This is a genomic window from Xylanibacter rarus, from assembly GCF_001275135.1.
GTDB lineage: Bacteria > Bacteroidota > Bacteroidia > Bacteroidales > Bacteroidaceae > Prevotella > Prevotella rara.
The window spans coordinates 41,379-54,936 of sequence record NZ_LFQU01000002.1 but is presented as its reverse complement, the minus strand read 5'-3'; the positions used below and the strand labels follow the sequence as shown (position 1 = coordinate 54,936).

13 protein-coding genes are annotated in these 13,558 nt (G+C 52.1%); 8 read left to right on the top strand and 5 right to left on the bottom strand.

The genetic code is table 11. The features are described 5' to 3' along the window. Window positions 1-18: 18 nt before the first annotated feature. A complete protein-coding gene (locus tag ACU52_RS01975) occupies window positions 19-1,245 on the bottom strand; it encodes a pectate lyase family protein (protein WP_162207739.1) in 1,227 nt (408 codons plus the stop codon). A 406-nt stretch (window positions 1,246-1,651) separates the two neighbouring features. Next, window positions 1,652-2,350, bottom strand: coding sequence for an SIR2 family NAD-dependent protein deacylase (locus tag ACU52_RS01970; RefSeq protein ID WP_053397549.1), 699 nt, complete (start codon window positions 2,348-2,350; stop codon window positions 1,652-1,654). A gap of 246 nt (window positions 2,351-2,596) precedes the next feature. On the opposite strand from ACU52_RS01970, the gene ACU52_RS01965 reads away from it, so the two are divergent. The 8 genes from ACU52_RS01965 (at window position 2,597) to ACU52_RS01930 (ending at window position 10,320) form a co-directional block, all read left to right on the top strand. Then, window positions 2,597-3,202, top strand: a complete 606-nt coding sequence (locus ACU52_RS01965; RefSeq protein WP_021854477.1) for a BamJ family beta-barrel-assembly machinery protein — start codon at window positions 2,597-2,599, stop codon at window positions 3,200-3,202. Between the two features lie 73 nt (window positions 3,203-3,275). Further along, the gene (locus tag ACU52_RS01960) at window positions 3,276-4,151 is read left to right on the top strand and encodes a BamJ family beta-barrel-assembly machinery protein (protein WP_021854476.1); all 876 of its coding nucleotides are present in this window, start codon (window positions 3,276-3,278) and stop codon (window positions 4,149-4,151) included. 4 nt (window positions 4,152-4,155) lie between these two features. Beyond that, window positions 4,156-5,145, top strand: coding sequence for a BamJ family beta-barrel-assembly machinery protein (locus ACU52_RS01955; RefSeq protein ID WP_053397548.1), 990 nt, complete (start codon window positions 4,156-4,158; stop codon window positions 5,143-5,145). Window positions 5,146-5,339: 194 nt separating this feature from the next. Then, window positions 5,340-5,810: an Lrp/AsnC family transcriptional regulator gene (locus tag ACU52_RS01950; protein WP_021854474.1), complete on the top strand. Its 471-nt coding sequence runs from the start codon at window positions 5,340-5,342 to the stop codon at window positions 5,808-5,810. Window positions 5,811-5,825: 15 nt separating this feature from the next. Continuing rightward, window positions 5,826-7,625: a membrane dipeptidase gene (locus ACU52_RS01945; RefSeq protein ID WP_053397547.1), complete on the top strand. Its 1,800-nt coding sequence runs from the start codon at window positions 5,826-5,828 to the stop codon at window positions 7,623-7,625. Window positions 7,626-7,766: 141 nt separating this feature from the next. Next, window positions 7,767-8,240 (top strand): hypothetical protein, encoded by a 474-nt coding sequence (locus ACU52_RS01940; protein ID WP_021854472.1) that lies wholly within the window; start codon window positions 7,767-7,769, stop codon window positions 8,238-8,240. Continuing rightward, window positions 8,230-9,300, top strand: a complete 1,071-nt coding sequence (locus ACU52_RS01935; RefSeq protein ID WP_162207738.1) for an MORN repeat-containing protein — start codon at window positions 8,230-8,232, stop codon at window positions 9,298-9,300. Before ACU52_RS01940 ends, ACU52_RS01935 begins: the two co-directional genes overlap by 11 nt. Window positions 9,301-9,360: 60 nt before the next feature. After that, the gene (locus ACU52_RS01930) at window positions 9,361-10,320 is read left to right on the top strand and encodes a M28 family peptidase (RefSeq protein WP_239684856.1); all 960 of its coding nucleotides are present in this window, start codon (window positions 9,361-9,363) and stop codon (window positions 10,318-10,320) included. Between the two features lie 185 nt (window positions 10,321-10,505). Here ACU52_RS01930 and ACU52_RS01925 read toward each other — a convergent pair whose 3' ends face one another. The 3 genes from ACU52_RS01925 to ACU52_RS01915 all read right to left on the bottom strand — a co-directional run bounded on the left by ACU52_RS01925 (window position 10,506) and on the right by ACU52_RS01915 (window position 13,424). Further along, the gene (locus tag ACU52_RS01925) at window positions 10,506-11,117 is read right to left on the bottom strand and encodes a DUF4294 domain-containing protein (RefSeq protein ID WP_053397664.1); all 612 of its coding nucleotides are present in this window, start codon (window positions 11,115-11,117) and stop codon (window positions 10,506-10,508) included. A gap of 155 nt (window positions 11,118-11,272) precedes the next feature. Further along, the gene (locus tag ACU52_RS01920; protein WP_053397545.1) at window positions 11,273-12,244 is read right to left on the bottom strand and encodes a phosphatase PAP2 family protein; all 972 of its coding nucleotides are present in this window, start codon (window positions 12,242-12,244) and stop codon (window positions 11,273-11,275) included. A gap of 184 nt (window positions 12,245-12,428) precedes the next feature. Beyond that, window positions 12,429-13,424, bottom strand: coding sequence for an NAD-dependent epimerase/dehydratase family protein (locus ACU52_RS01915; protein WP_053397544.1), 996 nt, complete (start codon window positions 13,422-13,424; stop codon window positions 12,429-12,431). Window positions 13,425-13,558 lie beyond the last annotated feature (134 nt).

Sequence of the window (13,558 nt, the reverse complement as noted above, 5' to 3'; positions counted from 1 at the left end):
TTTATTGTTTTTTAAGGTTTATTTTATCATCACTTTAGACGTTGCCACGGTACCGTCGGCCATCTTTCTGACTACGATGTTGAGGCCCTTCTGCGGCTGCGACAGCTGCATGCCCGACGGCGAGAAGTAGGTTACCGACAGCGTCTCGGCTGCGGCTGCGCCCGGGTTGGCTATTGATGTGGTTACGCCCTGGCCGTATTCAACGTTGAGAGTGGCTCCGGCGTATGCCTTCACCTCGTCTTTTACGAGGCTTGCGTCGTAGCCTTCGAGCTGATAGTGGTCAGAAGGTATGAAGTATTCTATGCTGCCCGAGCGCTTCTGTTCGTCTTCGGCGCCGATGTTTCCGGTCAGCGTTATGTTGTAGTCGGTGTATTTTCCGCTTGTGGCGTAGTTCTTCCAGGGGTTCTTAACGTCGTCGAACACGCACTTTTCAACGTATGCGTTGCACTTGTAGCCTGTTCCGATGCAGTAGTTGGTGAGCGACGACGAGTAGAGGCAGTTGAGCAGATGCACCTGTCCGAAGCGTATGCGGGGCATGCGCTCGCGGCATCCCTCGTCCCACCAGCAGCTGTAGAATGTGGTGCGCAGCTTGCCCTCGCTTGCTGTCTCGCTGTCGCTTCCGCCCCAGAGGTTGCTGTAGCGGTGGTCGTCTGATCCGCCTGAGCCTCCCTCCCAAGGCTCTTTCAGATAGCGGAAGCGGCACCATGATATGCTGATATGGTCGGAGCCGTTGTTGCAGTCGAAGTTGCCGTCCACTCCGTCCTGAAAGTCGCAGTGGTCAACCCACACGTAGCTGCAGTTTGTAAGGTTAAGGTTGTCGTTGCCGTCGATGTCGAAGGCGCCCGCACTCTTGAACGTTACGTTGCGTATTATTATGTTCTTGCTGTTCTTGAACGACAGTATGCCGCTCTTCTTGACGTCGGTAGAGTGGATGCTGTTTACCAGGGCCGAGCCCGGCAGTCCGTAGATGGTCTTGTTCTGCACGTTCTCCATGCTTACAAGGCCTGTTATGTCAATCTCTCCCTCGATGTAGATAGTGTGCTTGTAGGTGCCTACGAGCGCCGTTTTCAGCTCGCTCATGGTGGTCACCTTGATGGCACCCTCGTCGTTTCCGCCCGTTATGGTGCCGCCGACAGTGCCCCAGCCCACCGGACTGTTGTAGTCGTGGGCCGACATCTGTGCCTTTGCGGCCGTGCCAACGGCGAGCAGCATGAGTGCGCACAGCGTTAGTTTTGAAATGTTCATAAGACTTTTGTAGTTGTTAATTTTCATATACGATTCAGCCCGGCGCCGGCCCCGGCCATGCGCCCTGTGAGCGCGTGAGGTGCAGGCGGCGCCAAGGTCCGCTGATGTTTGCAGCTGCAAATTTAATTAAAATATGACAACAACATAGCAAAAAATGCTTTTTGTTTAGTTTTTGTTTGCAATAGTTCCGCATGGTTTCGGGCACTTCTGCCGCCAGCCGTTGCGGGGCAGGTTTGCAAAAGGCCACCTTTCACACTGCGAAAGGTGGCCTTTTGCACGCTAAAACGTGGCCTTTTAGAGCCTAAAAAGCCATGTTTTGCACGGACGTATGTAACTATCTGTAATACAATGTGTTACATCTGTCGATATGATTGCCCTTGACAGACACGGCGCCTTGCCTCAGGCATCACTTCATGAGTATGTCCGACAGCTGGCGCATGCCTTCAGATGCTCCTGCCGTTATCTGCTTCACGTCGTGGCGTCCGGCAGCCATCACGGGCTTGGGGTCGATGAGATATATGGGCACGCCGGGCTTGACATACTGCACGAGGCCTGCCGCCGGATAGACGTTGAGCGACGTGCCTATGATTACGAAGATGTCGGCGCCCATGGCCTCTTCGGCCGCCTTCTCGATGTTGGGCACCGCCTCGCCGAAGAACACTATGTAGGGGCGCAGCAGCGAGCCGTCGCCGGCCTTCTCGCCGGGCTTCACCTCAAGGCAGTCGGGCGTGAGCGTCTTGATGAAGTGGGGGTTGTCTACGTCGCGGCTCGAGCACACCTTCATCAGCTCGCCGTGCAGATGTATCACCTTCGAGCTGCCTGCCTCCTCGTGCAGGTTGTCCACGTTCTGCGTAACCACCGTTACGTCATACTTCTCTTCGAGCGCCGCCACGAGCCTGTGTCCCTCGTTTGGCCTGGCAGCCTGCAGCTTCTTGCGCAGCATGTTGTAGAAGTTATTTACATACACGGGGTCGGTCTCCCATGCCTCATGTGTGGCCACGCGCGCCACGGGATAGTTCTCCCACAGTCCGTCGGCGTCCCTGAACGTGCTCAGCCCGCTCTCAACCGACATTCCGGCACCAGTAAGAACAACAATTTTCTTCATCACTTTTCTATAGTTAAAAGGTTATCCGGCAGTCCTTTCCCGGGCCGACTAGCCGCCGTTCTTGGTGCGGCTTGATGCGGCTGGCACCTGCAGTTGGCACATCAGCGCGCCGCCGCCCGGCCAAAAGACTATTAACAATGCACAAAATTAGTGATTTTTCTTCAATAATAATTCCGTAATCAGATAAAAATGCTACCTTTGCACGATTTTATTAAGGTAGTAATCATAAACAAATAGACAAAGAAAATGGATAAAGTAAGTTACGCTTTAGGATTGGGCATCGGCCGCCAGCTGGCACAGATGGGTGCGTCAGAGCTGAATATTGATGATTTCGCTGCGGCGATCAAGGACGTTATCGCGGGCAACGAGCTCAAGGTATCTAACCGTGAAGCGCAAACAATAGTACAGGATTACTTCCGCAAGCAGGAAGAGAAACTCAACGCCGAGCGCGCCGAGAAAGGAAAGGTTGCCAAGGCTGAAGGCGAGAAATATCTGGCCGAGAACGCCAAGAAAGAAGGCGTGGTTACGCTTCCCAGCGGACTGCAATATATGGTGCTGAAGGAAGGCAACGGCAAGAAGCCGAAGGCTACCGACCAGGTGAAGTGCCACTATGAGGGATTCCTCATCGACGGCACAGTGTTCGACAGCAGCATACAGCGCGGCGAGCCGGCAGTGTTCCCCCTCAACCAGGTTATAGCAGGATGGACAGAAGGCTTGCAGCTGATGCAGGAAGGCGCCAAGTACCGCTTCTTCATTCCCTACATCCTCGGCTACGGCGAGGGCGGCGCAGGAGCTTCAATACCTCCATACGCAGCGCTGATATTCGACGTTGAGCTGCTCGAGGTGCTCTAAGCGGGCAGCCCGGCATGGCGGCAGGAGCCGTTAAAGTAAAGAATAAATAAAACAATAACGAATAAAAACAAAGATGAAAAAGCTTACATTCGCAGCCGTTTGGGCTGTAGCAGCCGCATCATTGGTTTCTTGCGGCAATTCAACACCTAAGGCAGACCTGAAAAACGATGTCGACACAGTGAGCTATGCCATAGGTATGGCACAGACACAGGGTCTGAAGGACTATCTGGTAAGAGGACTCGGAGTAGACACAGCATACATGGACGAGTTCTTCAAGGGACTTAACGAAGGAGCCAACGCAGGCGACGACAAGAAGAAGGCCGCTTACTACGCAGGTATACAGATCGGCCAGCAGATATCTAACCAGATGGTTAAGGGCATCAACCACGAACTCTTCGGCAGCGACTCAACAAAGACTATATCTCTGAAGAACTTCATGGCAGGCTTCATCAGCGGTACAACCGGCAAGAACGGACTCATGACCGTTGAGCAGGCTCAGCGCGTGGCTCAGCTCAAGATGCAGGCCATCAGAAGCAAGGCCATCGAGGAGCAGTATGGCGCCAACAAGAAGGCTGGCGAGAAATATCTTGCTGACTATGCCAAGAAGGCCGGAGTGAAGAAGCTCGAGGGCGGCGTGCTCTACAGAGTTATCAAGGAAGGCAAGGGCGAGATGCCTACAGATACATCTACCGTAAAAGTTCACTACGAAGGAAAGACAATCGACGGCAAGGTGTTCGACAGCTCTTACGAGCGTAAGGAGCCTGTAACGCTGCGCGCCAACCAGGTAATCCCGGGATGGACCACAGCCCTGACACACATGCCTGCCGGAAGCGTTTGGGAGGTTGTAATACCTCAGAACCTCGCTTATGGCGACCGTGAGCAGAAAGACATCAAGCCTTTCTCTGTGCTTATCTTCAAAATAGAACTTATCAGTTTAGGTAACAAATAATTAAATGAAGAAAATAATTTTAGCAGCACTCGCCATTCTGGTGAGTGCTTCTTTCAATACGGCAGACGCTGCCGCAAAGAAGAAGAAAGACAAGAAGGCCGTAGAGGAGCCTGCAAAGATTAGTCTGATAACCAAGTCTGACTCGCTCAGCTATTCAGCCGGCATGGTGCGCACCGACGGCCTTGTGCCCTACCTTAAGCAGGGCTTCGGCGTTGACACAGCCTACATGGCCGACTTCATCAAGGGATATGAAGACGCCGTGGCAAGGGGCATCGACGAAAAGACAAAGGCATACTTCGCCGGAGAGCAGATAGCCCTGATGGTAAGCCAGCGCATGCTGCCCTTCCTGAAGGACGAGTTCAAGGGCCAGAGCGACTCTATCAGCGAGGCACTCTTCAACAAGGGATTTGTCAGCGCGCTGAAGAAAGACTACACGCTGATGACAGACTCTGCTGCAAAAGACTATTTCGACAAGGCCTTCAAGCAGGCTGTCGACGCGCGCAACGAGGCAACACGCAAGGCCGGCGAAGACTTCCTGGCTGCCAACAAGACCAAGGAAGGCGTGGTTACGCTTCCCAGCGGACTTCAGTATAAGGTGCTCGTAAAGGGCAACGGAGAGATTCCTTCAGTTGACGACGAAGTAACCGTGAAGTATGAAGGACGACTGATAGACGGCACTGTGTTCGACAGCAGCTACAAGCGTCCCGGCGAAACAGCCAAGTTCCGCCCCAACCAGGTTATCAAGGGATGGACAGAGGCCCTCACAATGATGCCCGTTGGCAGCAAGTGGGAACTGTACATACCGCAGAATCTGGCCTACGGCGACCGCAAGGCAGGAGCCATCAATCCTTACAGCACGCTGATATTCACCGTCGAGATGGTTTCGGTAGAGAAGGCTAAGAAGCCCGAGGCCGAGGCTGCCGCAAAGGGTGCTGACAGCAAGAAGACAGCAGCGAAGACTGCCGCAAAGAAAACAGCCAAGACAAAGAAATAGTGTTCATTTGTCATAAAAAAGCATGGGAGACCAGCCAAGGTCTCCCTTTTTTTATTTCATTCTGCATAAAATGCGCTATTTTTTATGTCAAAATGTTGTATAACTCATTTTTAATATGTAAATTTGCTCGCATCAAACATACTGGAAACCAAAAGAGAATATAACTTAAAAAATAAAACTAATAACATTATAAAATGGAAAAGATTGATAGTCTTGATAAAAAGATTTTGAGCATTCTGTCAAAGAATGCCAGAATTCCGTTTAAGGATGTAGCAGCAGAGTGCGGCGTATCGCGCGCAGCCATACATCAGCGTGTACAGCATCTTATCGAGGGTGGCGTCATCACAGGCAGCGGATTCGACGTAAATCCCAAAAGTCTTGGCTACACAACATGCACATACGTGGGCATAACGCTTGAGCGCGGAAACATGTATAAGTCGGTAGTTGAGCGCCTTGACCACATACCCGAAATCGTTGAGTGCCACTTCACCACTGGTCCTTACACCATGCTCGTAAAGCTCTACGCACGCGACAACGAACAGCTCATGGACCTGCTTAACAACCAGATGCAGGGCATCCCCGGCGTAGTTGCAACCGAAACCCTTATTTCTTTAGAGCAGAGCATCAAGAGAGAAGTGCCCGTTCCGCAGGGAGAAAGCAGATAGTGTGAGGCTGGAGCAATGAAATCGTTTGATATTCAGAGCAGTCTCGACGACATATACGCCCGTTATCCTGAGGCCACTCGCCAGCCGGTGATTGGCCTCACAGGCAATTTTGCCGACGGCGACGCGCGTCTGTGCGAGCAGTATTACATGTCCGTGGTGAGAGCCGGAGGCACACCGGTGATAATTCCGCCCGTTGCCGACAAGGACGTGATAATCAACACGCTCGACAAGATAGACGGACTGGTGCTCACCGGAGGCGGCGACATCAATCCGCTGTGGGCCGGCGAGGAGCCTTCGCCGCGCCTGCACGGCATCAACCACATGCGCGACAAGGCCGAGCTGCTGACCGTAAGGCTGGCATACAACCGCCAGATACCTATGCTCGGAATATGCCGTGGCATACAGACGCTTGTTACGGCCCTCGACGGCGAGGTTGACCAGGACATAGCCGAGAGCTTTGCCGCCGCACACGGGGCAGGCCGCGCAGCCGCGGCAGCAGGCCACAGCCTGATAAAGCACAGCCAGGACGCCGACCGGAGCGAGCCCACCCATACGGTGAGGATAAGCCGCGAGTCGGTGCTCTATTCGTTGTATAAGACGGAGACGCTTGCCGTCAACTCCATACACCATCAGGCCGTAAGGGCTTCAGGCAGGCGCTTCAGCGTCAGCGCAAAGGCACCCGACGGCGTGATCGAGGCCATAGAGAGCAGCGAGTTCAAGCCGTTTATCGGCGTGCAGTGGCATCCCGAGTGGCTCGGCGAGAGCGGACAGGTGCTGTTCAGATGGATTGTAGACCGCGCACGCGACTTCTATACGGCCAAAGACCTTCACCGCCGTATGCTTACGCTCGACACCCATTGCGACACGCCGATGTTCTTTCCGCAGGGCATACACTTCGACCAGCGCGACCCGCGCATTCTCGTCGACATGCACAAGATGGCCGAAGGACATCAGGACGCTGTCATCATGGCGGCATATCTGCCACAGCCCAAGCTCGGCGAGACCTTCTCGTCGAAGGTGGCATTTAAGGTTGACGGGCCGCTTCAGTATGCCGACCTTATCTTCGACAAGATAGAGGAGATAGTAAACGCCAACAACCGCTACCTGAGCATAGCGCGCACGCCTTCCGACCTGTATGAAGACAAGCGCAAGGGGCGCCGCTCCATAATGCTCGGCATAGAGAACGGACTGGCGCTTAACCACGACATATCCAACGTAAGATATTTCGCAAGGCGCGGCGTTGTCTACATCACGCTCTGTCACAACGGTGACAACGACATCTGCGACAGTGCCCGCGGCTGCAACACTCATGGCGGAGTGAGCCGCTTTGGCGAGCAGGTCATTAAGGAGATGAACCGCTGCGGCATAATGGTAGACCTCAGTCATGCCGGCGAAAAGAGTTTCTACGACGCGCTTAGCATAAGCAGTAAGCCCATCGTGTGCAGCCACAGCAACTGCAAGGCGTTGTGCGACGTGCCGCGCAACCTTACCGACGACCAGCTCAGGGCTCTTGCCAAGCATGGCGGAGTGGCCCACATCACGCTCTATCACGGCTTTCTGCGCAACGACAGCCAGGAGGCTACGGTCATGGATGCCATAGCTCATCTTGAGCATGCCATCAGCATTATGGGCATAGAGCACGTAGGACTTGGCACCGACTTCGACGGCGACGGAGGCATAAGAGGCCTGGCAGACTCGTCAGAGCTTATCAACTTCACCCTGCATCTTCTGCGTCGCAGGTACAGCGAGCGCGACATCGCCCGCATCTGGGGCGGCAACTGGCTCAGGGTCATGGCTCAGGTGCAGAGCAAATAAGAGAGTGTTTATAAAAAAGAAGTGTTATGCCGAACCAACAGCCGCATGGCGGCAGCTTGGGGTTCGCATATCAGTGCCACACTTCTTCCATTTATATTAAACGGTCTTTAGGGACTGGAGACCACAAAATATCAAAAGGCTATGAAGACATTTATTAAAAAAGCAGCATTGATATTTGTATTGATTCTTGCTGCTGTGCAAAACGTTAAGGCTGAAAGTACGGTCTATTTCTTTATTGACTTCAAGTTCTGGAACAGCGAATATAAGTTCACTCTTAACGGAAAGGAAGCCTTCTCTCTGATTCCCGAAGGAAAAGCCGTAAGTGGCATGGGCGGGGCTACGATGTATAACAAGGTTATGCGTAAGGTTGTCTTCAATAATCCCGACAGTTATGTAGTAGCCGTTGACTGTCCTTCTGCCCGCGGAACTTATCATGCGGAAATGAATCTGAATCTAGAGGACGGCGAGACATATTATGTGATTGTAAACGCTTCATTAAAGCGTAATTTCTATATTGAAAATCTTGACGAGAAGGATGGTGCTAAACTTCTTAAAAAGGCGCTGAAGGATGATAAGTATACAAAGAACGAAGACTTTGTCTATAATGGCAAGTAGATTATTTGTTATTGCAGCCCTGCTGTTTAGTATGTGTGCTGCGGCCAATGCTCAGGAAATTTCAGACATCCTCTTTGGCCAAAATAACAAAGAAGATTATATGGGCCAGTATAACTACAATGGCAAGCGTAAAAACGGCTTTGGCATTGAACGTTATAAAAATGGAGCCGTCTATGTAGGCGATTTTGTCGAGAATGAGATTTCCGGTCGTGGCATGCTTATCTCACTGAAAAAGGAGATATCTAATGTTGATGGTGCTTATGTCTATGTGGGCAACTGGCGCGAAGGAAAGAAAAGCGGCCGCGGAGTTTGTTATGATGCATCCGGAAAAGTGGTTTATAACGGTAAGTTTGTGAATGATAAGCCTTCTGAAAAGTCTTCTGCCGACAGTAAAAACCGTTCGTTTGTTATTAAGGATATAGACAATAACCTTTATCTCGGAGAGATGTCGGGCGACAGCCAAGACGGCTTCGGACTTACATTAAGCGAGAGCGGCGAGATTGTTTATGGCTCTATGAAGGACGGTGTGCGCCAGGGTATAGGCATGATTTTCTATGCACCTGATGTATGGGAGGTAGGACGCTGGAGCGAAGGAAAGTTTTCTGCCTTTAAGAATTCACAGACAGCAAATGCCGATATAGCTTCGTTTCGTGCTTCAAACAAGGAACAGAACAGAATAATGCGTGAACAGTTGTTTGCTGCTGCAGAGAATTTTGCGCAGGCTGGCCTCACCGTTGCCACTATGGTCAACGATATCAAGGGTGGAGGTGCTTCTTCTGCTGCCGGTGGCGATGAGGCTGTAGACGGCAACGTTCCTTCAGGAAAGAGCAGAAGCTATTATCAGACAATGTATGACAAATGGGAGTCGAAGGCAAAAGAAACTTATAAGGATGGTGTGCGCCATAAAGCAAGTGCTGAAACACCCGGTGATTTTAGGGTAGTGACATCAGAAGGCAAGCTGCTGAGAACTTATCAGAGGTCAATGGAGCAAGTTAGACGTATGGCGAAGAAGGAAGGTTTTAACCTTAAGGTTTCTAAATATGAAACTGTCTCTTTTTAATTAAAAATATATATGATGAATGTTTTAAAATATTCTTTATTGTTATCTGCTTTTATGCTTATGGCGTCTTGCGGAGGCAACAAGAAGGCGGCTTCTGATGCCGATATGGCTGCGCAGCAGCCGGTTGGTCCTTCGTTTAATGCCGATTCGGCCTATGCTTACTGCAAGGCTCAGTGTGATTTCGGACCGCGCACGATGAACAGCGAGGCGCACGACAAGTGCGGCGAGTGGATTATGGGCAAGTTCCGTCAGTATGGCCTTACGGTGATACCACAGAACGTTACGCTCACCGGTTTCGACGGCACTCCGCTCAAATGTACCAACATCGTGGCGAGCTACCGTCCGGAGCTTACCACCCGCATCCTGTTATGTGCCCACTGGGACAGCCGTCCGTGGGCCGACAACGACCCTGACTCGGCCAACTGGCGCAAGCCTGTGATGGGTGCCAACGACGGTGCCAGCGGTGTTGCTGTGATGCTCGAGATTGCACGTCTGCTGGCAAGCGACACTACGAAGCTTAATCTTGGCATCGACTTTGTGTGCTTTGACGCTGAAGACCGCGGCGTGCCGCGCTGGAGCACAGTTCCCGACAATGGCGACTCGTGGGCTTTGGGTGCACAGCATTGGGCTGCCAATCCGCATAAGCCGGGATATGAGGCACGTTTCGGCATCCTGCTCGACATGGTAGGAGGCCAAGGCTCGAAGTTCTCTCAGGAAGGATTGTCAAAGCAGTATGCCCAGGGCATTGTCGACAAGGTTTGGGCTGCGGCAGAGGCAGTGGGCTTTGGCAGCTATTTCCCGTCGACAGACGGCGTGATGGTTACCGACGACCATGTGCCTGTGAATGATGTGGCAAAGATTCCTACGATAGACATCGTTCCATATTATCCCGACTGCCAGCAGAGCAGCTTCGGTCCTACATGGCACACAATCAACGACACGATGGAATATATCGACAAGAACACTCTTCAGGCCGTAGGCCAGACGGTTATTCAGGTGCTTTATTCAGAGAAACCATAAGACAGTAATATAATAATAAAATAGGCACGGCCATGCGGCTGTGCCTATTTTATTGTGGGGATGAGGATAATGGGAGAGATGGGACTTATAAGAGCCATGAGTCATATTAATCTCATAAGTCCCATAGCTCCCGTTATTCCAATTAATTTTATAAGTCTCATTTTTCCCATTAGTCGCATTCTTAATTACAGCTGCCCCGACTCAACCATCAGCACTACGCGCTCTGTCAGGCGGTCGGTTTTTTCAGGGTCATATTTCTTTGTCAGACTGGCGCCGAAAGCCCAGGCGAAGGCCTGATAGAAGCCTGCCCTTATGGGGCTGATGAACGAGCGTATAAGGTCGTAGGCCGATGAGTTGCACTCGCGGTAGACTAGCTTTATGAGCAGCTTGCCCTGCGAGTACGACAGCTTTTTCATTCTTGGCGTGTATCTCTTCTTGATGTCTTCCTCTACGCGCTTCATGTGCTCGTCGCGCGCCTTCTTGTTGGGCAGCGTCTGCAGATATTCGTAAGTCTCGATGATAACCCTGTTCACCTCCTTGGCTATGGGCAGCACCTTCTTTACGTTATACACCAGACGGTTGTAGGCGGCGCGTTGCTTGGCGTTCTTGAACACCGGCTGCGGGTATACATACACGTTGTTTAGCTCAACATACTGTATGCTGTCGCCGTCAATAAGCACCTTGCCCACCTTGACCATAGGCACAAACGTAGGGTTGTCCATGTCAACCTCGTTGTCCTCGGGATTGTCGCCTTTCTTGTCCTGTGCCGTAGCCGTGGCCGCGAGCATCAGTGCCATCAGAGCCGTTATGAATATTCTAAGTCTTGTCACGGTTGCAAAAATAGTTATTTTATGCAAGTTGCCGAAGTTATGTTAGTTAAAGAAGTTTTCCGGCAGTTAAAAAAACAGGGCAGACATATCGCTTTTACTGCGGTATGCCTGCCCTGACAGTCTTATTGTCTTGTCACCATCTTTCTTGAAACAGCCATGAGCGCCACGTAGAGCAGCGCGCCGCTCACCAGTCCGGCCAGTGCGTCTATGGCATAATGGGCCTGTATGTAGACCGTGGCGAGGCACAGCAGGACGTAGAATGGCAGCAGGACGTAGAGCAGGCGGCGGTTGCCGCTGTGCCATGTAAGCAGCATCAGCACGGTGCTTATGCCCACATGGCTGCTCGGGAAGGCTGCCGTGGGCCTTTCGCCGGCCGCCTTGGCGTCTTCAACAAAGTGATAGAATATGCCGTCTTTGTATCCGGGACTGGGCAGACAGTCCTGATAATAGTTGAAATAGTCGTGAACGTTGGGGAACACGCCGTTGGCTATATTGGTCAGTCCGGCAGCCTTGTAGTAGAACGTAGGGCCTGTTACGGGCACGAGAACGAACACCACATAATAGATGAAAAAGGCCGTGAGCACCACGAACGAGGCACGTTCGAACTCGTGGTAGCGGAAGGCGAAGTAATAGAGCACCACGAGCGCTATCATCGGATAGTAGGAGGCATAGCCCATGTCCATAAGCTCGCTCACCACGGGCCACGGCATGGCCTTGCAGAACAGCAGGGCCGGCTGGCAGCCGAACATGTCCTGCTCCCATTGGGCAAACACGTGGTCGAGATTGGGCAGCATGCGGTTGATTTCGTAGGTGTCGGGATACCACCAGCCCAGCAGCGCCATCTGCACCACCACGCGTGCCAGTCGTGTAAGCCGGCACGGCAGCATGCGGTAGACGCCCCACAGCGCCACCGTGATGACGGCAATGCGTATGCGCCCCCATATCATGGCGTCGGGGTTGGCCGCCTTGGTGTATGTGAAGAACACTATGAGCAGTGTGAGCACGAGATATGCCAGCACCACCCACTCGAGGGCAAACAGCCCCTTCTTGGGTTGCTTCTCTATTGTGAAAAGCTGCTTGATGAATTTTATCATTTTAAGAGATTGTTAGTGGTGGAAGAGGGGATGGGAGAGATGGGGAGAGATTGGGGATGTGGGGCTGATGAGACTTATAGGACTTATGTGAGCCATGCGCCCCATTTCTCTCATCAGTCTCATTAATTTTATTTTCTCATTAGTCCCATTATTCTCATCTATCCAATTATCCTTATAATTTCCTTTACAGCCATCCGTTGTCTTTATACCATTTTATTGTTGCCGCCACGCCGCGCTTCAGGTCGTATTGCGGCTTGTAGCCGAGCTCGTTCTCTGCCGGCTTGATGTCGCACATCCAGTTGCGCTGTTTCATTATGTTATACTTGTCGTTGTTCAGTGCCGATATCTTGCCCGTAATGCGGGCTGTCCATTCGCCGGCAAAGGATATTATGCGCAGCAGCCACAGCGGCGCCTTTATGCGCAGCAGCCAGGGATTGCCCAGCTCGTTGCTTATCAGGTCGCTGAACGTGCGCGACGAGTACACGCGGCCGTCGCTTATGAAGTATCTTGAACCTACGGTGCCGTGGTCGAGGGCAAGGAATACGGCCTGCACCACGTCCATTACATATATGAACGTAAGATGCTGAGGTCTGTAGCCTACAGCGAAGTCAACATGCCTACTTATGCTCTGCGCCATCATGAAGTAGTCTTTCTCGCGCGGGCCGTAGACGCCCGTGGGGCGCAGCACTATAAACGGAAATCCCTTTATGGCCTCGAGCCTTTGCTCGCTCTCCAGCTTGCTCTTGCCGTAGGCCGTGTCGGGGCATGCCTTGTCGGCTGCCGTTATCTCGGTGTGAGGCTCCTGCTCGCGCGCCGGACCCATCACACTCAGACTGCTCAGATAGACAAAGCGCCTCAGCCCCGTGTTCTGTCTGCGCAGCGCCAGCGCCAGGTTGGCCGTGCCTTCGGTGTTCACCTTGAAGAAGTCGCTGCTGTGCAGGCATTTTGTTACGCCTGCCGCATGCACAACATAGTCAAACTGCTGTCCGCTTAGCTGCTTCTCCAGCTTGTCCAGGTTGCCCAGGTCGAGCTCTATAAAATGTATTCTGCTGTCGTTTAGATACTTCCTTGAGCTGCTTTTCCTTACGGCTGCCCATGTCTCGAATCCTCTTTTCAGCGCCTCCTCGACAATGAAGCTGCCTATGAATCCGCTTGCGCCCGTTATGAGTATTTTTTTCATTTATAGGATGTTGCTTCGATTTCAGGCCACAAAGTTACTAAAAAATCCGGCACAATTGCGCAAGTTGTTGTTATTAAAGTCTTTAAAACATAGTTTTGTGGCTGTTTGGGCATGCCGCCGCATGTTATAAAACA

Coding starts and splice junctions, on each gene's coding strand:
- ACU52_RS01975 (WP_162207739.1), bottom strand. CDS start 1,245: ATGAACATTTCAAAACTAACGCTGTGCGCACTCATGCTGCTCGCCGTT.
- ACU52_RS01970 (WP_053397549.1), bottom strand. CDS start 2,350: ATGAAGAAAATTGTTGTTCTTACTGGTGCCGGAATGTCGGTTGAGAGC.
- ACU52_RS01965 (WP_021854477.1), top strand. CDS start 2,597: ATGGATAAAGTAAGTTACGCTTTAGGATTGGGCATCGGCCGCCAGCTG.
- ACU52_RS01960 (WP_021854476.1), top strand. CDS start 3,276: ATGAAAAAGCTTACATTCGCAGCCGTTTGGGCTGTAGCAGCCGCATCA.
- ACU52_RS01955 (WP_053397548.1), top strand. CDS start 4,156: ATGAAGAAAATAATTTTAGCAGCACTCGCCATTCTGGTGAGTGCTTCT.
- ACU52_RS01950 (WP_021854474.1), top strand. CDS start 5,340: ATGGAAAAGATTGATAGTCTTGATAAAAAGATTTTGAGCATTCTGTCA.
- ACU52_RS01945 (WP_053397547.1), top strand. CDS start 5,826: ATGAAATCGTTTGATATTCAGAGCAGTCTCGACGACATATACGCCCGT.
- ACU52_RS01940 (WP_021854472.1), top strand. CDS start 7,767: ATGAAGACATTTATTAAAAAAGCAGCATTGATATTTGTATTGATTCTT.
- ACU52_RS01935 (WP_162207738.1), top strand. CDS start 8,230: ATGGCAAGTAGATTATTTGTTATTGCAGCCCTGCTGTTTAGTATGTGT.
- ACU52_RS01930 (WP_239684856.1), top strand. CDS start 9,361: ATGGCGTCTTGCGGAGGCAACAAGAAGGCGGCTTCTGATGCCGATATG.
- ACU52_RS01925 (WP_053397664.1), bottom strand. CDS start 11,117: ATGGCACTGATGCTCGCGGCCACGGCTACGGCACAGGACAAGAAAGGC.
- ACU52_RS01920 (WP_053397545.1), bottom strand. CDS start 12,244: ATGATAAAATTCATCAAGCAGCTTTTCACAATAGAGAAGCAACCCAAG.
- ACU52_RS01915 (WP_053397544.1), bottom strand. CDS start 13,424: ATGAAAAAAATACTCATAACGGGCGCAAGCGGATTCATAGGCAGCTTC.